Source organism: Streptomyces sp. NBC_01288 (assembly GCF_035982055.1).
Classification (GTDB): Bacteria; Actinomycetota; Actinomycetes; order Streptomycetales; family Streptomycetaceae; genus Streptomyces.
Genome location: NZ_CP108427.1, coordinates 7,935,924 through 7,956,811 on the forward strand (window position 1 = coordinate 7,935,924; position 20,888 = coordinate 7,956,811).

At 74.1% G+C, this 20,888-nt stretch carries 3 protein-coding genes; 1 reads left to right on the forward strand and 2 read right to left on the reverse strand.

Annotated features, from left to right (window positions below; translation table 11 throughout):
- Positions 1-47: 47 nt before the first annotated feature.
- Positions 48-19,304 carry an SDR family NAD(P)-dependent oxidoreductase gene (locus OG194_RS35810; RefSeq protein ID WP_327404910.1) on the reverse strand — a complete coding sequence of 6,419 codons (19,257 nt, stop codon included), beginning with the start codon at positions 19,302-19,304 and terminating at the stop codon, positions 48-50.
- Positions 19,305-19,432: 128 nt separating this feature from the next.
- Between OG194_RS35810 and OG194_RS35815 the strand changes: the two genes are divergently transcribed.
- The gene (locus tag OG194_RS35815; RefSeq protein WP_327404911.1) at positions 19,433-19,909 is read left to right on the forward strand and encodes a nuclear transport factor 2 family protein; all 477 of its coding nucleotides are present in this window, start codon (positions 19,433-19,435) and stop codon (positions 19,907-19,909) included.
- A 21-nt stretch (positions 19,910-19,930) separates the two neighbouring features.
- On the opposite strand, the gene mpaM is transcribed toward OG194_RS35815, so the two are convergent.
- A complete protein-coding gene (gene mpaM / locus OG194_RS35820) occupies positions 19,931-20,785 on the reverse strand; it encodes a daptide-type RiPP biosynthesis methyltransferase (protein ID WP_327404912.1) in 855 nt (284 codons plus the stop codon).
- Between the last annotated feature and the right edge of the window lie 103 nt (positions 20,786-20,888).

The following is a 20,888-nucleotide window of genomic DNA, read 5'->3' on the forward strand; positions in this document are numbered from 1 at the left end:
TCGACATGCCGGTCCGGACCCGGCGACCGCCGGGCCCGGACGGGCGGTCAGTCGGCCGGGCCGTCGAGGAAGGCGAACAGCTCCTCGTCGTCGGCCCCGCTGAACCGGTCGGCCGGGCCGGTCCCGGGACGTTCGCCGAGCCGGTCCACCAGATCCCGCAGCCGCCGGGCCGCGGCGGACCGCAGCTCGGGGTCGTCGGGCAGGTCGGCGAAAGCGGCCTCCAGCTCGGCGAGCGCCGTCAGCGGCGAGGCCCCGTCCGGACGTCCGGAGTCCAGGCCGTCCCGGAGATGGCCCGCCAGCTGGAGCAGGGTCGGATAGTCGAAGACCAGCGTGGACGGGAGCTTCAGCCCGGTCGCCCGGGACAGCCGGCCGTGCAGGTCCATCGCCGTCAGCGAGTCCAGGCCCAGGTCGAACAGGCCACGGTCGGGGGAGACCGACGCGGTGCCGTCGAGGCCGAGGACCTCGGCGACCTCCCCGCCGATGAGGCCGACCAGCAGGCCCTCCCGCTCGTCGGTGGGGCGGCCGGTGAGCCGGTCGGTCCAGAGTGCCGCGGGCGCTCGCCGGACGGCGCGGCTCCGCACCAGGCCCCGTAGCACGGCGGGGAGGGTTTCGGTGTCGGAGCGCCGCAGCGCCGCCGTGTCGAGGCCGATCGGCACCGGTACGGGACAGCCCGCCGCGAGGGCGGCGTCGAACAGGGCGAGGCCCCGCTCGGGCGGGAGCGGGACGATGCCGGAGCGGGCGAGCCGCGCCAGCGCCGCCGCCGACAGAGCGCCGCCCATGCCGCCCTGGTCCCAGAGCCCCCACGCGATGGAGGCGGCGGGGAGGCCCTGGGCGTGGCGGTGGTGGGCGAGGGCGTCGAGGTAGGTGTTGGCTGCCGCGTAGTTGGCCTGCCCCGGCGTGCCGAGGTGTCCCGCGGCAGACGAGAACAGGATGAAGGCGTCGAGGTCGCGGGTCTGCCGGTGGAGGTTCCAGGCGGCGTCGATCTTGGGCCGGAACACGTCGGCGAGGTGGTCGCCGGTCTGGGCGTGCAGCGGGGCGTCGCGGAGCACTCCGGCCGCGTGGATCACGGCGGTGAGCGGGTGCTCGGCAGGGATCGACGCGAGGAGCGCGGCGAGGTCGCCGGGATCGGCGGCGTCGCAGGCGGCGATCGTCACGTGCGCGCCGTGCTCCTCCAGGCGGGCGGCGAGGTCCGCCGCGCCGGGGGCGTCGGGGCCGCGCCGCCCGGTGAGCAGGAGGCGCCGGACGCCGTACCGGACGGCCAGGTGCTCGGCGATGAGCCCGCCGAGCGCCCCGGTGCCGCCGGTGATCAGGACGGTGCCCGGCCGGGTGAACGGCGGCGGGGCGTCCGGGGCGGCGGTCAGGGGCGTCAGCCGGGGGACCAGGGCACGGCCGTCCCGCAGTGCGAGCTGCGGCTCGCCCGACGCGATCGCCGAGGCGAGGGCGGCGGCGGACGCCGCGGTTCCGTCGGAGTCGATCAGCACGATCCGTCCGGGATGCTCGGACTGGGCAGTCCTGACCAGGCCCCAGAGCACCGCGTGGTCCAGGCGCGGGTCCTCACCCGGCCCGGCCACGACGCCCCCCGAGGTGACCACGACGATGCGGGCGTCTTTGTCGAGCAGGTCACGCAGCCCCAGGAGCGCGGCCGACGCCACGGCGAGCGGCTCGCGCGGCTCGTCGGGGACGGGCAGGAGGACGTACGGGGATTCCTGCGGGTCGGCCGAGGCCGACGCCGGGATCCAGGCGGTCTCGTAGAGGGGGTCGCGGTGCCGTCCGGCGAGGGCCCCGTCGGGCAGGGCGCGGACGGACAGGGATCCGACGGTCAGGACGGGCCGGCCGTCGGCGCCCGCGAGGACGATCCGGTGGGCGTCGCCGCCGGCCGGTTCGATGACGGCCCGCGCCTCGGTCGCGTCCGCCGCGTGCAGGACGACCCCCGACCAGGAGTACGGCAGCAGCAACCGTCCCCCGTTCGACGCCTCGCGCAGCGCCAGTGGATGCAGCGCCGCGTCGAACAGCGCCGGATGGACGCCGAATCCGGCGGTGGGGGTGTCCTCGCCGAGCCGGACGGTCGCGTGCAGCGCGTCGCCGGACTCGCTCAGCCCGGCCAGGTTCTGGAAGGCGGGCCCGTAGTCGTAGCCGTGGGCGGCGAGCGTCTCGTACAGCCCGCTGACGTCCACGGGGCTCGCGTCGTCCGGGACGTCCGGGACGGGCACGGGGGCGGGCTCGACCGAGGTGAGCGTGCCGGTGGCGTGCGCCGTCCAGGGGGTGTCCGAGCCGCTGGGACGGCAGCGCACGGTGAGCGGGCGCGTCCCGGCCGGGTCCGGTGGCCCGGCGATCAGTTGCAGGTCGAGCGGTGTCTCCGGGGCGACGAACACGGCTTCGAGGAGCGTCAGCTCGTCGACGACCGGGCATCCGACGGCCCGCCCGGCGTGCAGCGCCAGGTCGAGGAGGGCGGCGGCGGGCAGCAGCGGCGTCCCGTGGACGGCGTGGTCGAGCAGCCAAGGATGGGTTCCCGTCGAGAGCCGCCCGGTGAGAACGACGGTCTCGTCGGGCAGTTCGACGGCCGCGCCGAGCAACGGATGCCCGGCGGCGGCCAGTCCGAGACCGGTCGCGGTCGCGGGGGCGGCGTCGCCGGTCACCCAATAGCGGTGGTGCTGGAACGGGTAGGTCGGCAGCGGCACCGTGGGCCGGACAGCCGGAGCCTTCCACGGCGCCCCGGTGTGCGCGAGCGCCGTCAGGAACGCGGTGACGTCGTCCTTGCGATGATCGAGGACTGCCCGCGCCACCGCCCCGTCCAGGCTCTGCTGGGCCAGGGTGGTGAGCGTCGGGCGCGGTCCGAGTTCGAGGTAGAGGGCGGGTGAGTGTTCGGTGTGGAGGTGGGTGAGGCCGTCGTGGAAGCGGACGGCACTGCGGATCTGGGACGTCCAGTAGGCGGGGTCGGTGAGCTGCTCTTCGGTGGCGGTCTGCCCGGTGACGTTGGAGATGACGGGAAGCCGGGTCGGGTGGTAGGTGACGGTCTCGGCGATCTTCTGGAAGTCGGCGAGCATCGGTTCCATGAGGGCCGAGTGGAAGGCGTGGCTGACCACCAGGCTCTGATGCTTGATTCCTTCCCCGTCCAGGACGGCCGCGTACGCGGCCAAGGCGTTGAGCGGCCCCGACACGACGGTCGAACGCGGCGAGTTCACTCCCGCGACCTCGACGCCGTCCGGACAACGCGCCAGCTCCGCGTTGCCCGCCTGGACGGTCATCATGCCTCCGCCGGCGGGGAGCGCGCTCATGAGCCGCCCTCGCGCCGCGATGAGCCGGGCGGCGTCGTCGAGGGTCCAGAGTCCGGCGAGGTGGGCGGCGGTGAGTTCGCCGATGGAGTGCCCGAGCAGCTGGTCGGGGCGGACGCCGTGGTCTTCGAGGAGCCGGAAGAGGGCGGCCTGGAGGGCGAACAGTGCGGGCTGCGCGTAGGCGGTGTCGTTGATCGCGTCGTCGTCGCCGAACACGACGTCCTTGAGCGGCCGTTCGAGATGCGGCCCGAACGCCTCGCAAGCCTCGTCGAAGGCGGCGGCGTAGACCGGGAACGCGGCATGCAGGTCGCGTCCCATGCCGGAGAACTGGCTGCCCTGTCCGCTGAGCAGGAACGCGACACCGCCGCCGCGCGGCTCGCCGACCACCAGATCCGGATGCGGCTCACCGGCCGCGAGCGCGGAGAGGGCCCCGGCGAGGCCCCCCCGATCGCCGGTGACCACCGACGCCTGGTGGGGGAAGAGCGGCCGGGCCGCGAGCCCCGCCGCCAGCTCGCGCGCCGTCACCTCGGGATGCTCCGCGAGATGCCCGGCGAACCGCGCCCCTGCCTCCCGCAGCGCCGCTGGATCCTTGGCCGACAGGCGCACCAGCACCGGCCCGGCCTCCGGCTCGACGGCGGCCGGGGCCCCGGGAGCCTGTTCGAGGATCACGTGCGCGTTGGTGCCGCTGATCCCGAACGACGACACCGCCGCGCGGCGCGGCCGTCCGGTCTCCGGCCACGGCGTCGTCTCCGACAGCAGGGCCACGTGCCCGGCGGACCAGTCGACGTGCGGCGAGGGCCCGTCCAGATGCAGGGTCTTCGGCAGGCTGCCGTGCCGCATCGCCTGCACCATCTTGATCATTCCGGCGACTCCGGCGGCGGCCTGCGTGTGCCCGAGGTTCGACTTGATCGCGCCCAGGTAGACCGGCAGGTCGGCGGAGTGTGCGCGCCCGTAGGTGTTGAGCAGAGCCCCCGCCTCGATCGGGTCGCCGAGCGTGGTGCCGGTGCCGTGCGCCTCGACCGCGTCGACCTCGCCGGCTGTGAGCCGCGCGCCGGCCAGGGCCTGGCCGATCACCCGCTCCTGCGACGGGCCGTTCGGGGCGGTGAGCCCGTTGCTCGCGCCGTCCTGGTTGACGGCGGTGCCGCGGATCACGCCAAGGATCTCGTGGCCGTTACGGCGGGCGTCGCTGAGCCGCTCCAACAGGAGCACGCCCGCGCCCTCGCCCCAGCCGGTCCCGTCGGCGGACGCCGAGAACGGCTTGCAGCGGCCGTCGGGCGCCAGGCCCCGCTGGCGGCTGAACTCCAGGAAGACCGACGGGGTCGCCATGACCGTCACACCGCCCGCGAGCGCCAGTTCACATTCGCCGGACCGCAGGGCCTGCGCAGCGAGATGGGTCGCGACCAGCGAGGAGGAACAGGCGGTGTCGATGGTGATGGCGGGTCCTTCGAACCCGAAGGTGTAGGCGACCCGGCCGGACGCGATGCTCCCGGCGCTGCCGCTGACGAGATAGCCCTCCAACGACCCCGACGACCCCGACGACCGCGCGACCCGCTGGCCGTAGTCGTCGTACATGACGCCGGTGAACACCCCGACGGAACGTCCCCGCAGCGTGCCGGGGTCGATCCCGGCGCTTTCGAGGGACTCCCAGGAGATCTCCAGCAGCAGCCGGTGCTGCGGGTCCATGGCGAGCGCCTCACGCGGGCTGATCCCGAAGAACGCCGCGTCGAAGTCGCCCGCCCCGTACAGGAAGCCGCCGTGCCTGACGTAGGACTTTCCGGTCCGCTCCGGGTCGGGGTCGAACAGGTCGTCGTCCCAGCCCCGGTCGGCGGGGAACGGGCCGATGGCGTCGCCGCCGGACTCCACCAGACGCCACAGGTCAAGCGGCGACCTGACCCCGCCGGGGTAGCGGCAGCCCATCCCGACGATCGCGATCGACTCGCCGGGATCGGCCGTCCGGGACCTGACCACCGCGCCCGCTCCGGCGGCCCCCGTGAGCTCAGCCCGCAGATGCCGGGCGAGGGCGCCCGCCGTCGGATGGTCGAACACCAGCGTGGACGGCAGCTTGAGGCCTGTCGCCTTGGCCAGCCGGTTGCGGAGCTCGACGGCGGCCAGGGAGTCGAATCCCAGATCGCGGAAGGGCAGGTCCGGGTCGAGGACGGCGTCGCGGCCGAGCCCGAGGACGGTGCCGATCTCGGTGCGGAGCACCTCGGCGAGGATCTCGGCCTGCTCGGCCTCGGCGCATCCGCCGAGCCGTGCGGCGAGGCCGCCGCCCCGCGTGCGCGGCGGCGCGGCCTTCTTCGACGGCGGTGCGGCGATCACATACGGTTCGGCGGTGGCCAGGGCGGCGTCGAACAGGGCGAGACCCTGCTCGGCCGTCAGCGGGACGATCCCCGCCCGCCGCAGCCTGGCCAGGTCGGAGTCGGTGAGCCGCGACGTCATGCCGCCCACCTCCTGCCACAGCCCCCACGCGATCGAGGTGGCGGGAAGGCCTTCGGCGTGGCGGTGGTGGGCGAGGGCGTCGAGGCAGGTGTTGGCCGCCGCGTAGTTGGCCTGCCCCGGCGTGCCGAGGAACCCGGCCGCGGACGAGAACAGGACGAAGTGGTCGAGGCCGCGGGTCTGCCGGTGCAGGTTCCAGGCGGCGTCGATCTTGGGCCGGAACACGTCGGCGAGATGCTCCGGTGTCTGCCGCTCCAGGGGCGCGTCGCGCAGCGTCCCCGCCGCGTGGATCACGGCCGTGAGCGGGTGCTCGGCCGGGACCGACGCGAGGAGCGCGGCGAGGTCGCCAGGGTCGGCGGCGTCGCAGGCGGCGATCACGACTTCGGCACCGTGGCCTTCCAGGCGGGCCTTGAGGTCGGCAGCGCCCGGCGTCGCGGGGCCGCGCCGCCCGGTGAGCAGCAGCCGCCGGACGCCGTGCCGGACGGCCAGGTGCTCGGCGACGAGCCCGCCGAGCGCCCCGATCCCGCCGGTGATCAGCACGGTTCCGTCGGTGCGGAACCGCCCGGTCCCGGGCGCGGCGTCGGCCTGCCGGGGCGCGCGGAACCCGCCGTCGCGGAGCAGCAGATCGGGACGGCCGGTCCCGATCGCGGCCGCCGCGAGCTCGGCGGTGACGTCCGTGTCCGCGTCCAGCAGCACGATCCGACCGGGATGCTCCGACTGCGCGGACCTGACCAGCCCGGGGACGCTCGCCTGCCCCAGATCGGCGCCGTCCGCCGGTCGGGTGACGACCAGCAGCGGCCCGTCGTGGTCCGCGCCGAGCCAGGACCTGACCGCGTCCAGGACGTGCCCGGCCGTCGCGAGGGGCTCCAGCCCGGACGGGACCTCCAGCACCCCGCCGACCGTCCCGCCGGCGTCGCCGGAGCCGACCGGCTCCCACACGACCGTCGTCAGCGGCACCGGCTTCCGGCCGGAGAAGACCCGCCGCAGTTCCTCCGCCGAGACGGGGCGGGTCGACAACTCCCCGGCGGACAGGATCGGCAGGCCGGCAGGATCGGTGATCGTGACCTCGACGGCGCCCGGCCCTGCCGGGGCGATCCGCACCCGCAGCTCGGCCGCGTCCGACGGGACGGCGCGCACGTCACGCCAGGTGAACGGCAGCGGGTGCGCGCCGTCCGCCATGCCCTGGACGGCCAGGGGATGCAGCGCGGCGTCCAGCAATGCCGGATGCACCGTGAACCCGGCGGTGTCGTGGTCGGGCCCGAGCCTGACCGTCCCGTGGAACACCGCGCCGTCGCGCTCCAGGTCGTGGAGGTTCTGGAACGCCGGGCCGTAGTCGTAGCCGTGGTCGGCGAGCCGCTCGTACAGGTCCGTCAGGTCGACGGCCTCGGCATGGCCGGACGGCGGGTCCGCCGCTTCGGGAAGGTCTCCGGAGGGGGCGAGGAGGCCTGAGGCGTGCTCGGTCCACTCCTCGTCGTCGCCCGTCCGGGCGTGCAGGGTCAGCGCGCGGTGGCCCAGCTCGTCGGGGGCCGCCACGGTGACGTTCACGTCGCGGGGACGGCCGGGTTCGAGGAACAGCGGGCTGCGCAGGGTGAGTTCCTCGACGGCGGGGCAGCCGGTGGCCCGCCCGGCGTACAGCGCCAGGTCGAGGAAGGCCGTGCCGGGCAGCAGCGGCGCACCGTGGACGGCGTGGTCGGCGAGCCACGGCAGGCCTTCCCGGGAGAGCCTGCCGGTCGCCTGCCAGCGGCCGTCGGGCAGCGTCGTCTCGGTGGCGAGCAGCGGATGCCCCGCCGCGCCGAGCCCGAGCCCGGTGACGTCTCCGGCGTCGTTCGCCGCGGTCAGCCAGTACCGGGTCCGCTGGAACGGGTAGGCGGGCGGCGGCACGTCGAGCACCGGGCCGCCTACGGGCAGCACGGCCCTGCCCCGAACGTACAGGCCCGCCAAGGCCGTCAGATATGCGGTGACGTCCGGCTTCCGGTGATGCAGCACCGGCAACACGGCGGCCGTGCCGTCCAGGGACTGTTCGGTGAGTGTCGCGAGCGTCGGGCGCGGTCCGAGTTCGAGGTAGAGGGCGGGGGAGTGTTCCGCGTGGAGGTGGGTGAGGCCGTCGTGGAAGCGGACGGCACTGCGGATCTGGGAGGCCCAGTAGGCGGGGTCGGTGAGCTGCTCTTCGGTGGCGGTCAAACCGGTGACGTTCGAGATCACCGGCAGCCGGGTCGGGTGGCAGGTGACGGTCTCGGCGATCGCCTGGAAGTCGGCGAGCATCGGTTCCATGAGGGCCGAGTGGAAGGCGTGGCTGACCACCAGGCCGCGCGCGTCGATGCCGTCCTCGGCCAGCCGCGCCGCCACCCGGTCGAGGGCGTCGAGCGGCCCGGACAGCACCGTCGAACGCGGCGAGTTCACTCCCGCGACCTCGACGCCGTCCAGATATCGCGCCAGCTCCGCCTCGCCCGCCTGGACGGTCAGCATGCCACCGCCGGCGGGGAGCGCGCTCATGAGCCGTCCCCGCGCCGCGACCAGCCGGGCGGCGTCGTCGAGCGTCCACAGCCCGGCGAGGTGGGCGGCCGTGAGCTCGCCGATGGAATGCCCGAGCAACTGGTCGGGCGCGACGCCGTCCCCTTCGAGCAGCCGGAAGAGGGCGACCTGGAGCGCGAACAGCGCGGGCTGCGCGTAGGCGGTGTCGTTGATCGCGTCGTCGTCGCCGAACACGACGTCCTTGAGCGGCCGTTCGAGATGCGCCCCGAACGCCGCACAGACCTCGTCGAAGGCGGCCGCGAACACCGGGAACGCGGCATGCAGGTCGCGTCCCATGCCGGAGAACTGACTGCCCTGCCCGCTGAACAGGAACACGAGCCCGCCCGCCCCCGGAACCCCGGTGACGGCGGCCGGATGCTCCTCACCGGCGGCGAGCGCCGCGAGGGCCTCGCCGAGCCCGGCCCGGTCGTCGCGCCCGGCGATCACCACGGCGCGGTGCTGGAGCGGCCGCCGCCGCGCCAGCACCGCCGCCAGCCCGCCGGGCGCCGCCTCAGGCCGTACGGCGAGATGGGCCGCGAGCCTCCCGGCCGCGTCCCGCAGCGCCTGCGGAGTCCGCGCCGACAGCGGGACCGTCACGACCTCGGTGCCACCGGCGTCCACCGGCACGGGCTCCGGAGCCTGCTCCAGCACGAGATGCGCGTTGGTGCCGCTGATCCCGAACGACGACACCGCCGCCCGGCGCGGACGTCCCGTGTCGGGCCACGGAGTCGTCTCGGTCAGCAGCTCCACCGCGCCGGACTCCCAGTCGACGTGGTGGGAGGGCGCGTCCACGTGCAGCGACTTCGGCAGCGTGCCGTGCCGCATCGCCTGCACCATCTTGATCACGCCCGCGACGCCGGCGGCGGCCTGGCTGTGCCCGATGTTCGACTTGATCGACCCCAGCCGCAGCGGAGCGTCGTCACGGCCGCGGCCATAGGTGTTGAGCAGCGCCTGCGCCTCGATCGGGTCGCCGAGCGTGGTGCCGGTGCCGTGCGCCTCGACGGCGTCCACCTGCCCGGCGGTCAGCCCGGCGTCGCGCAGCGCCTGCTCGATCACCCGCTCCTGCGACGGCCCGTTCGGCGCCGCCAGCCCGTTGCTCGCGCCGTCCTGGTTCATCGCCGACCCCTTCAGGACCGCGAGGACGGTGTGCCCGTGGCGTTCGGCGTCCGACAGCCGCTCCAGGACGACCAGTCCCGCGCCCTCCGCGAAACTCGTCCCGTCGGCGGCGGACGAGAACGGCTTGCACCGGCCGTCGGGGGCGAGGCCCCGCTGGCGGCTGAACTCCAGGAATATGCCCGGCGAGCTCATCACCGTGACGCCGCCCGCCAGCGCCATCTCGCACTCGCCCGACCGCAGCGAACGTGCCGCCAGGTGCAGCGCCACCAGCGACGACGAGCAGGCGGTGTCGACCGTCATGGCGGGACCCTCGAACCCGAACGTGTAGGAGACCCGGCCTGAGATCGCGCTGGTGATCGAACCGGTCAGCAGGTAGCCGCCGACGTCGCGCGGGCCGTGGTGCATGCGCGGCCCGTAGTCCTGGGCGATGGCGCCCGCGAACACGCCGACCGGACGGCCGCGCAGCTCCGCCGGGTCGATCCCGGCGTTCTCCAGCGCCTCCCAGGCGGTTTCCAGGAAGAGCCGCTGTTGCGGGTCCATGGTGAGCGCCTCACGCGGACTGATCCCGAAGAACTCGGCGTCGAACCCGCCCGCGTCGTAGAGGAATCCGCCGTCCCGGACGTACGACGTCCCCGGACGGTCGGGGTCGGGGTCGAACAGCTCGGTGCTCCAGCCCCGGTCGGCGGGGAACGCCCCGATGGCGTCGATGCCGTCCAGGGCGAGCCGCCACAGGGCTTCGGGGGTGTCCGCCCCGCCGGGATAACGGCAGCTCATCGAGATGATCGCGATCGGATCGTCGTCGGCCGCCACCGCGACGGTGGCCGTGGGCGCGGCCGGGACGCTCCCGGACAGCTCCTCCAGCACGAACCGCGTGAGGGAGTCGATGGTGGGCCGGTCGAACACGACCGTCGTCGGCAGCCGCAGCCCGGTCAGCGCGTTGAGCCGGTTGCGGAGCTCCACCGCTGTCAGCGAGTCGAATCCGATCTCCCGGAATGCCTGCCCGGTGTCGAGACTCTCCGGCGACGGATGCCCCAGCACGATCCCGACCTGGTCGCGGACCTCTCCGAGCACCCGTGTGTACCGTTCGTCCTCCGGCAGGGAGGCGATCAGGCCCGCCCAGCCCGTCGCGTCGGGGGCGCTGCCCGCCGCCGCGACCCGCCGGGCCGCGGGTGCCAGGCCGCGCACCAGCGGCGACGGATGCGCGGCCGCGGTCTCTGGCGGCAGCGGCGTCGCCACCACGTGTGGGCTGCCGAGCCGCAGCGCCGTGTCCAGCAGCGCGAGGGCATGATCGTCGGCCAGCGGGGTCAGGCCCGCCCGGCGCAGCCGGGCACGGTCGGCGTCGGTCAGCTCGCCGGTCATCCCGCTGCCGCGCTCCCACAGGCCCCACGACACCGACAGGGCCGCCAGCCGGTGCCCGCGGCGCAGATGGGCGAGCGCGTCGAGATAGGTGTTGGCAGCGGCGTAGTTGCCCTGCCCGGGGTTGCCCAGCACCCCGGTCGCGGACGAGAACAGCACGAACGCGGCCAGATCGAGGTCCCAGGTCTGCTGGTGCAGGTTCCAGGCGGCGTGGATCTTCGGCCGCATCACCTCCTCCAGGGCCTCCTCGGTCAGGCCGGTGATCGGCGCGTCTCTGAGCAGGCCCGCCGCGTGGACGACCGCCGTCAGTGGATGTTCGGCGGAGAGCCCCGACAGGAGCGTGTCCAGGGCGACGGCGTCGGCCACGTCACAGGCCGCGACGGTCACCCGCGCCCCCAGGCCCTCCAGCTCCTCGACCAGCTCGGCCGCGCCGGGAGCGTCCGGGCCGCGCCTGCCGACGAGCAGCAGCCGCCGGGCGTGGTGGACGGTCACCAGATGCCGGGCCACGAGGCCGCCGAGCGTGCCCGTGCCGCCGGTGATGAGGACGGTGCCGTCCGGGTCGAGGGCCCGCGGCGGGGTCAACACGACCTTGCCGACGTTCGCGCCCTCCTGCAGGTGGCGGAGGGCTGTCCGCGCCTCCGCCAGTTCCCAGGCGCGGACCGGCAGCGGCCGCAGCATCCCGGAGGCGAACAGCCGCGACAGCTCACCCATCATCGCCTGGACCCGGTCCGGGTCCACCACGAGCAGGTCGAACGCGGTGTAGGCGACGCCCGGATGGTCGGCGGCGACGGCCCCGGCGTCCCGGATGTCGGTCTTGCCGATCTCGACGAACGCGCCGCCCCGGGGGAGGAGCCGCAGCGAGGCGTCGACGTATTCCCCGGCCAGCGAGTTCAGCACGATGTCGACGCCGCGGCCGCCGGTCGACTCGCGGACTGTGTCCTCGAACGTCAGGCTCCGCGAGTCCGCCCGGTGCGCCTCGTCCAGGCCGAGGGCGTCGAGAGCGTCCCGCTTGCCGGCGCTCGACGTCCCGAACACCTCGGCGCCGAGATGCCGGGCCAGCTGGACGGCCGCCATCCCGACGCCGCCCGCCGCCGCGTGCACCAGCACCCGCTGCCCGCGCCTGATCTGCGCGAGATCCACGAGGCCGTGGTAGGCGGTGAGGAACACGATCGGGGCCGACGCGCCCTGCTCGAACGTCCAGTCCTCCGGCAGCGGCGCCAGATGCCGGGCGTCGGCGACCGCGAACGGCGCGAACGCGTGGGAGAACAGCCCGAACACCCGGTCGCCGGGCGCCAGGCCGGTCACCTCCGACCCCGTCTCCAGGACGACGCCCGCACCCTCCAGGCCGAGCCCGGTCTCGCCCTCGCGCATGGCGAGCGACACGAACACGTCACGGAAGTTGACGCCCGCCGCCCGCACCGCGACCCGAACCTCGCCGGGGCCGAGCGGGACGTCCGGCGCGTCGGACGGGACCACTTCGAGATCATCGAACGTTCCGGTCAGGCCGGTGATGTCCAGCCGCCACGACGGCCCGGCGGGCGGCAGGAGCCGTCCGGCGGCGGCCTTGGCGAGGCGGGGCACGTGGACGGCCCCGCCGCGCAGCGCCAGCTGGTTCTCGTCAAGGGCGTGGGCGGCCGAGACGGCGGCCGCGATCTCCCCGGGCACGTCGGCGACGACGTCCAGCAGCTGGAAGTGGCCGGGGTTCTCGTTCTGCGCGGACCGGACCAGACCCCACACCGCGCTGTGCGGCAGGTGGATCGGATGGTCGTCGCCGGGCAGCCGGTGCGCACGGACGGTGCAGAGGGTGAGGGTGCCGCCGTGCAGGGCGGGCGAGGCCAGCCACTCCTGGAGGAGGGCCAGTGCGGCCGTGGTGGCGGTGGCGACCGAGTCGGGGCAGTCGCAGTCGTCCAGTTCGCGGCCACAGGTCGCGGCGATCATCGCGGGCGGCACGACGACGTCCAGGGGGGCTTCGACCGTCCCGCTTTCGACGGCCGCCGCCAGCTCGGCGAGCGGCCCGTCGAGCCGGAGCGGCGCCGGACGGTCCGCGCCGGGGAGCCCGGCGGGCAGCCAGCCGAGGTCGAACAGGTCGTCCGCGGTCCGGGCGGGGGCCGGGCCGCCGGCCTGCTCGCGCAGCGTCAGCTCGGCGACGGTCAGCACCGGCCGTCCCGACGGGTCGGCGGCGTGCAGGGAGACCGCGCCGGGCCGCAGCGGTGTCAGCACGACGTGCAGGGTCTCCGCGCCGGTCGCCCACAGCCGGACTCCGGACCAGGAGAACGGCAGGCTGACGGGGCCGTCGCCGTCGAGGACGGTCGTCCGCAGCAGGGCGTGGAGCGCGGCGTCCAGCAGTGCCGGGTGGAGCCCGTGCCGTCCGGCGGGCAGGTCGGACGGGAGCCGCACCAGGGCGTGCAGCTCAGCGCCGCGCGTGCGGAACTCGCGCAGGTTCTGGAAGGCGGGGCCGTAACCGTAGCCACGGTCGGCGAGCGCCGGATAGAGGCCGGTGACGTCGGCGGCGGCTGAGCCGTCCGGCGGCCAGGACGTGGGGGCGGGCAGAGCCCGCGGAGGGGTGGGCACGAGGGTCCCGGACGCGTGCTCGGTCCAGCCGCCGCCCGAACGCGGACGGGAGTGAACGGTGATCCTGCGGCGCTCCCGGTCGTCCGGGGCGGTGACCGAGACGTGCAGGTCGCACGGCTCGGTCAGGGTGAGCGGTGCCTGGAGGGTCAGCTCCTCCACGTCAGGGCAGCCGGTGACGTCGCCCGCGTACAGCGCCAGGTCGAGGAACGCGGTCGCGGGCAGCAGCGGGACGCCGTGCACGGCGTGGTCGGGCGTCCACGCGGGCGTTTCGGGCGACAGCACGCCGGTCGCCTGCCAGCGGCCGTCGGGGAGCACGGCGGCCGTGGCGAGCAGCGGATGGTCGGACCGGTCGAGGCCGGTGCCCGCGGCGTTGCCGTCGCCGGCCGGGTCCAGCCAGTAGCGGACCGGCTGGAACGGGTAGGACGGCAGGGGGATCTCCGGGCGGCGTGGCGCAGGCCAGTCGGGCTTGGCCGAGTGCAGGCGGACACCGGCGAGCGAGGCGAGGAACCTGCGGTGGCCGCCGGCGTCGCGGCGGAGTGTCGGATGCGCGGAGACCGGCGCGTCGGCGGTCTCCCGGATCGCGGGCGCCAGCACCGGATGCGGGCTCGTCTCGACGAACAGCGTGTGGTCTTCGGCGAGTGCGGTGAGCGTCGGCAGGAACAGGACGGGGTTGGCGAGGTTGTCGTACCAGTAGGCCGCGTCCAGGACGGTCGTGTCGGGCAGGAGGCCGCCGGTGAGGGTCGAGTGGAACGGGATCCGCGCGGGCATCGCGGTCACGTCGCCCAGCTCGGCCAGGAGATCGGCGCGCAGCGGGCGCATGAGCGGGGTGTGCGAGGCGTAGTCGACGGGGATCGTGCGGGCGTCGACGTGCTCGGCGGCGCAGTGGGCGAGCAGCGTCCCGGCGGCGGCGGTCGTCCCGGCCACCACGGTCAGGGCGGGCCCGTTGACGGCCGCGACGTGCAGCTCCCCGGTGAGGCCGAGCCGGCCGATGAGGGCCTCGGCGGAGCCGGCATCGAGCGGGACGGAGACCATCCGTCCGGTGTCGGCGAGGTCGAGCAGCGCCCGCGCCCGGACGGCGACGACCCGCGCGGCGTCGTCCAGACTGAGCGCGCCGGCGATGTGCGCGGCGGCGATCTCTCCCTGGCTGTGCCCGATCACGGCGTCGGGCTCGACCCCGTGATGCTGCCAGAGCCGGGCGAGCGCCACCATCATGGCGAACAGCGCGGGCTGCACCACGTCGGTTCCCCCCGGCAGTTCGGGCAGCGCCAGGACATCGAGCAGCCGCCACCCGGTATGCGGTTCGAGCGCCTGCGCACAGTCGTCGAGCGCGGCCGCGAACGCCGCCGACTCCTCCCGCAGCCGCAACCCCATCCCGGCCCACTGCGACCCCTGCCCGGGAAACACGAACACGGTCCCGCTCCCCGCGGGCTGCGTCTCGGGCCCGAGCACCACCGCCGGATGCGGCCGCCCGGCCGCCAACGCCTCGAACGCCTCGATCGCACCTTCCCTGTCGTCTCTCCCGACGACGACCGCTGCCCTCCGCGCCAACTGCGCCCTCCCGGCGAGTCCCCCCACCAGATCCCCGGGCACCAGCCCGTCCCGCCCACCGAGATGACCGGCCAGCAACCCGGCCGAAGCCCGCAGCGCCGTCGTCTCCTTCGCCGACACCGGCAACACGACGTCCGTCCCCTGCCCGGAAGCGGCCTCCCCACTGGAGGCGGCCACCCCGGTGGGGGACTGTTCGAGGATGAGGTGGGCGTTGGTGCCGCTGATGCCGAAGGAGGAGACGGCGGCGCGGCGCGGGCGGCCGGTGTCGGGCCAGGTGGCCGGTTCGGCGAGGAGGGTGACGGCGCCGGTGGTCCAGTCGACGTGCGGCGTGGGCTCGTCCAGGTGGAGGGTCTTCGGGAGGGTGCCGTGGCGCATCGCCTGGACCATTTTGATGACGCCTGCGACGCCGGCGGCGGCCTGGGTGTGGCCGATGTTCGACTTGATCGAGCCGAGGCGGGCGGGGTGCCCGCCGGCGCGGTCGCGGCCGTAGGTGGCGAGGAGCGCCTGCGCCTCGACGGGGTCGCCGAGGGTCGTGCCGGTGCCGTGGGCCTCGACCGCGTCGACCTCGTCGGCGGTCAGGCCCGCGCCGGCCAGCGCACGCTCGATCACCCGCTGCTGGGACGGACCGTTCGGCGCGGACAGCCCGTTGCTCGCACCGTCCTGGTTGATCGCCGAACCCTTGATGACCGCGAGGACCGTGTGGCCGAGGCGCTCCGCGTCCGACAGGCGCTCCAGCAGGACCAGGCCGACACCCTCGGCCCAGCCGGTGCCGTCGGCGGCGGCCGCGAACGGCTTGCAGCGGCCGTCGGGGGCGAGGCCGTTCTGGCGGCTGAACTCCAGGAACATGCCGGGCGAACTCATCACCGTCACCCCGCCGGCCAGCGCCATCGTGCAGTCGCCCGCCAGCAGCGCGCGCCCCGCGAGATGCAGCGCCACCAGCGAGGACGAACAGGCCGTGTCGATCGTGACGGCGGGGCCCTCGAAGCCGAAGGTGTAGGCGATCCGCCCGGACGCGACGCTGACGGTGCTGCCCGTCAGCCGGAACCCGTCGTAGCCCTCGACGGGTTCGCGCAGCTCGGGGCCGTAGCCGTGCGCCGTCGCGCCGACGAACACGCCGACCGGACGGCGGGCGAGGCCCGTCGGGTCGATTCCGGCGTGCTCGAAGGTCTCCCACGCGGTCTCCAGCAGCAGCCGCTGCTGCGGGTCCATCGCGGTGGCCTCGCGCGGGCTGAGCCCGAAGAACGCCGCATCGAAGGCGGCGGCATCGTGCAGGAACCCGCCGTGCCGGGTGGTGGAGCCACCGGGCGCGGCGGCGTCGCCGAGCAGGGATCGCAGGTCCCAGCTGCGGTTGCCGGGGAACTCGGTGATGGCGTCCCGGCCCTCGTCGACGAGCCGCCACAGGTCGTCGGCGGACCGGACGCCTCCCGGGTAACGACAGCCGATCCCGACGATCGCGATCGGCTCGTCGGCGCGCGCCGCCGTCAGGGTCGGGGCGTCGTCGCCGGGCGCCGCGAGCAGCTCCTCGACGAGATGGCCGACGAGGGTCTCCGGAGTCGGCCAGTCGAAGATCATGGTGGCGGGCAGCCGCAGGCCGCTCATCGCCTGGAGCCTGCCGCGCAGATCGACCCCGGTCACGGAGTCGAACCCCAGCTCCTTGAAGGTCAGCCCGGTGTCGAGGGCGTCCTCGGGCCCGTATCCGAGCGCCGTTTCCACGCAGACCCTGACCAGGTCGGCGAGCCTCCGCCGGGCCGCGGCCCCGCTGAGCGCTCCCAGAGCGTCCCGCCCGTACGGCCCGTCCTCGGACGGCTCCTCCCCGGCATCCTCGGACGCTTCCTGCGATACGACCGGCACATGGCTGTTCGTCCGCAGGTTCGCCTGGTCGGGCCAGACCCGCCTGCGCTGGAAGGCGTACGTGGGAAGGTCGGTCGTCCCGGAGCCGAGCAGGGACCGCCAGTCGATCTCGGCGCCGTGGACGTGCAGGCCCGCGAGTGCCGTCACGAACGCGTGCTCCTCCGCCCCGTCGCGGAGCGTGGGCAGGAACACCGACGCGCCGTCGTCGAGGTTCTCCTCGGCGAGGACGGTCAGCACCCGTCCGGGCCCGAGTTCGAGGAACGTCCGGGCCCCGGCCTCCCGCAGCCAGGACACGCAGTCGGCGAACCGCACCGGCTCCCGGATCTGCCGCACCCAGTACGCGGGGTCCCGCAGTTCGTGGTCCACGGGCCGTCCGGTGAGCATCGACACCACCGGCAGCCGGGACGGCCGGAACTCCACCGAGGCCGCGACCTCGGCGAACCGCTCCAGCATCGGCTCCATGAGTGCCGAATGGAAGGCGCGGCCGACCCGCAGCCGCCGGGTCCGGTGGCCGCGCTCCTCCAGCGCGGCCGCCGCCCGGACGGTCTCGTCCTCGGGCCCCGACAGCACCACCGAGCGCGGCCCGTTGACGGCCGCCAGCCCCACCCCGCCCGTCAGCACCCCGGCGGCCTCCTCGGCCGAGGCACGGACCGCGATCATGGCGCCGCCCTCGGACAGCTCCTCCATGAGCGCCCCGCGCGCCGCCACCAGCCGCGCCGCATCCGCCAGGCTCAGCACGCCCGCGACGTGCGCGGCGGCGAACTCGCCGATCGAGTGCCCCGCGACGTACTCGGGACGCACCCCGAACGACTCCACCAGCCGATACAGCGCGACCTCGACGGCGAACAGCGCCGCCTGCGTGTACAGCGTGTGATCCAGCAGCGCCGCGTCGGCTCCGCCCGGCTCCGCCCACATGATCTCCCGCAGCCCGCGCGGCAGATGCCGGTCGAGCTCACCGGCGGCGGCGTCCAGTGCCTCGGCGAACGCGGGAAACGCCGCGGCCAGCTCACGCCCCATGCCGACGCGCTGCGCCCCCTGCCCGGTGAACAGGAACGCCGTCGCCCCGCCATCGACCCGACCCGTCAGCCCCTCGTCAGAGACGGCGAGGGCACGGAGGCCCGCGGTGAGGGTGTCGCGGTCGGATCCGAGCACCGCGGCCCGGTGCTCGAAAGCGGTGCGGGTGGTCGCCAGAGCGGCGGCGACCGCGACGACGGACGGCCTCGGCCGCTCATCCAGAAGGTCGGCGGGCTCCTCGGTCTGCGTCTGGGCGGTCGGGGTGGGCTGTTCGTCCAGGTAGGCGGCGAGCTTCGCGGCCTGTGAGCGGACGGCCGCGGGCGTCCGTCCCGACAGCAGCCAGGGGACGGTCGCGGGGCCGGGCCGCTCTACGGGCAGGGCGGGTACGGGGGGCGCGCCGAGGACGAGATGGCAGTTGGTGCCGCCCATGCCGAAGGAGGACACACCGGCGAGGGCGTCGCCGTGCGCGCCGGGCCACGCCGACGGCTCGGTCTGGACGGTCAGGCGCAGTTCGTCCAGCGGGATGGCGGGGTTCGGGGTCTCGTAGCCGAGGCTCGCGGGGATTTCGCGGTGCAGGAGGCTCAGGGCGGTCTTGACCAGGCCGGCGATGCCCGCGGCGCCCTCCAGGTGGCCGATGTTCGTCTTGGCGGAGCCGACGAGCAGCCGGCCCTCCCTGTCCGGGCCGAGGACGGCGCCGAGCGCGGCGGCCTCGATCGGGTCGCCGGCCTTCGTGCCGGTGCCGTGCAGCTCGACGTACTGGACGTCGGCGGGCGCGACCCCGGCGTCCCGGTAGGCGTCGTGCAGGACCTGTGCCTGGCCCTCGGCGCTCGGAGTGGTCAGCCCGTCGGTGGCGCCGTCGTTGTTGACCGCGCCGCCCAGGACCGTGCAGTAGATCCGGTCGCCGTCCGCGATCGCCCGCGCGAGGGGCTTCAGCACGACCACCGCACCGCCCTCGCCGCGCACGTAGCCGTTGGCGTCCGCGTCGAACGCGCGGCTCCGGCCGTCGGGGGACAGGGCGCCGAAACGGAGCGCGGCCAGCGTCCCCTCACCGAGGATGTTCAGGTTGACGCCGCCCGCCAGCGCGAACTCCGACTCGCCGCGCAGCAGGCTCTCGCAGGCCAGCCGGACCGCGACCAGCGACGAGCTCTGCCCGGTGTCGACGGTCATGCTCGGTCCGTGCAGGCCGAGCACGTACGACAGCCGGTTGGCGATGATCCCGCGGTTGGTGCCGGTCAGCGAGTGCGGGGTCGGCCCGCCCAGATCACGCAGCAGGGCGGCGTAGTCGTCCCAGATGGCCCCGACGTAGACGCCCGTCCGGGAGCCGCGCAGCTCGTCGGGGAGGACCCGAGCGTCCTCCAGGGCCTCCCAGCCGAGCTCCAGCATGAGCCGCTGCCGCGGGTCCATGACCGAGGCCTCGCGCGGCGAGATGCCGAAGAAGCCCAGGTCCATGCCGTCGATCCGGTCGAGGAACCCGCCCGTGCGCATCGGGAGCTCGACGTCGTCCCAGCGGCCCTCCGGAGCCTGCCCTATCGCGCTGCGGCCGTCGCGCAGCAGCCGCCAGAATTGCTCGGGGCCGTCACCCCCGGGAAACCGGCAAGAAATTCCAACAATGGCGATGGGCTCATTCATCTCTTGGTCCCTACGGTCGGACGACGTGATATCCGGTGCCTTTCTCGATATCAAACCGACCAGGCACCGGCAAGATCGTTTTAGGGCGCTCAAAGGGTGCGTTTAGTGGCTTGTTGTTCGATGTGTCCATGAATCACAACAGAGACCTGACGCCCCGTGAAATCTTCATGCTCAAGCAGGAACGCATTTCCCGGCTGGATGCCGACGGGCAGGCCGACCTGTTCGCCGAGGACGGCGTGCTGGAGGTGCCGTTCTCGCCGAACGGCCTGCCGCGCCGGTTCGAAGGCAGGGAGACGATCCGGGCCGTCATCTCGGCGGCCCTGCAGAACGCCACCCGCGGGACCCGGCGCCTGCTCGACCATCTCGACGAGACCGTCTACGAGACCGACGACCCCGAGGTCGTCATCGCGGAGTTCACGTCCAGGACCGAGGACACCGTCACCGGCGAGCACTTCCAGGCGCGCTACATCCAGGTCCTCCGGATCCGCGACGGCCAGATCGTGCTGTTCCGCGACTACTGCACGCTCGAAGCCATCACGCATCTGTGGGGCGACCACGGCGGGGAGTCCTTCGCCGAGCTCGGGCAGACCTTCCCCGAGGCCTGAGGCCCCGGGGAAGGGCACGGACTACAGGGCCACTTCGAGCAGGTAGATCTTCGGCGTGATCGCGAAGGACGCCTGGATCTGGAACTGGCTGACCACCTCGTGCTGCTTCAGCACTCGCAGGCCGGCCTCCTCGATCTCCGCACGGAGCGGGGCGGCCGGCAGCACGCCGGACAGCGCAGTGAAGATCTTGGAGTCTATGACCCTGCCGCCCTCGATGCGGTGGGCGAGGAAGTTGCTGGACCGGAGCATCTCCACCGGGTCCACGTAGTCGAGCAGGGTCAGCAACATCGGGATGTCGGCGTCGGCGCCGGTCGCGACGATCGCCTGGGTCTCGAACGGCTCCGAGCGCTCCTCGATGCCGGGGAACTCGATGAGCGTCATCAGGAAGCGGCCGTCCTCGGCGAGGTGGGTGCGCACGGAGGCGAACAGCGAAGCGCGCTGTTCCTTCTCCAGGTAGCTGATCGCGTTCGCGCCGAGGGTGATGAAGTCGAAGGTCCGGTCGAGGGAGAACGACGTCATGTCGCCCTCGATGGTGGCGACTCGGCCGGTGTAGTCGGAGCCGTCCTCCTTCTCCTCTTCGAGGCGCTCGGCGAACAGGCTCAGCATGTGCGGCGACATGTCGAGGCCGACTGCGTCGAACCCCTGCTCCAGGAACGGGAAGGTGAGCCGTCCCGAGCCGCACGCCAGCTCAAGCAGCGTCCCCTTGCGGCCCTGGGCGACCGCCAGCATCGCCTCGGCGTCGGCCTCGTCGTAGCGGGTGAGGAAGTGGTAGACCGGCGATCCCTCGGGGCCGTACAGGCTGTGGACGCTGGAGTCGCCGCCGAGAAGGTTGGCGACGTGCGAGGCTGTTCCGAGAATGCGGAGGCCATCGGACATGTGGGTACCCCTTTTTCGCATGGGCAGGATTTGGCCGTGGCAATTCTGGAATTGCCACGGCCATTCTCTCGAAAGCCCGTAAAAGACCCCTCAAAGCCCGCTT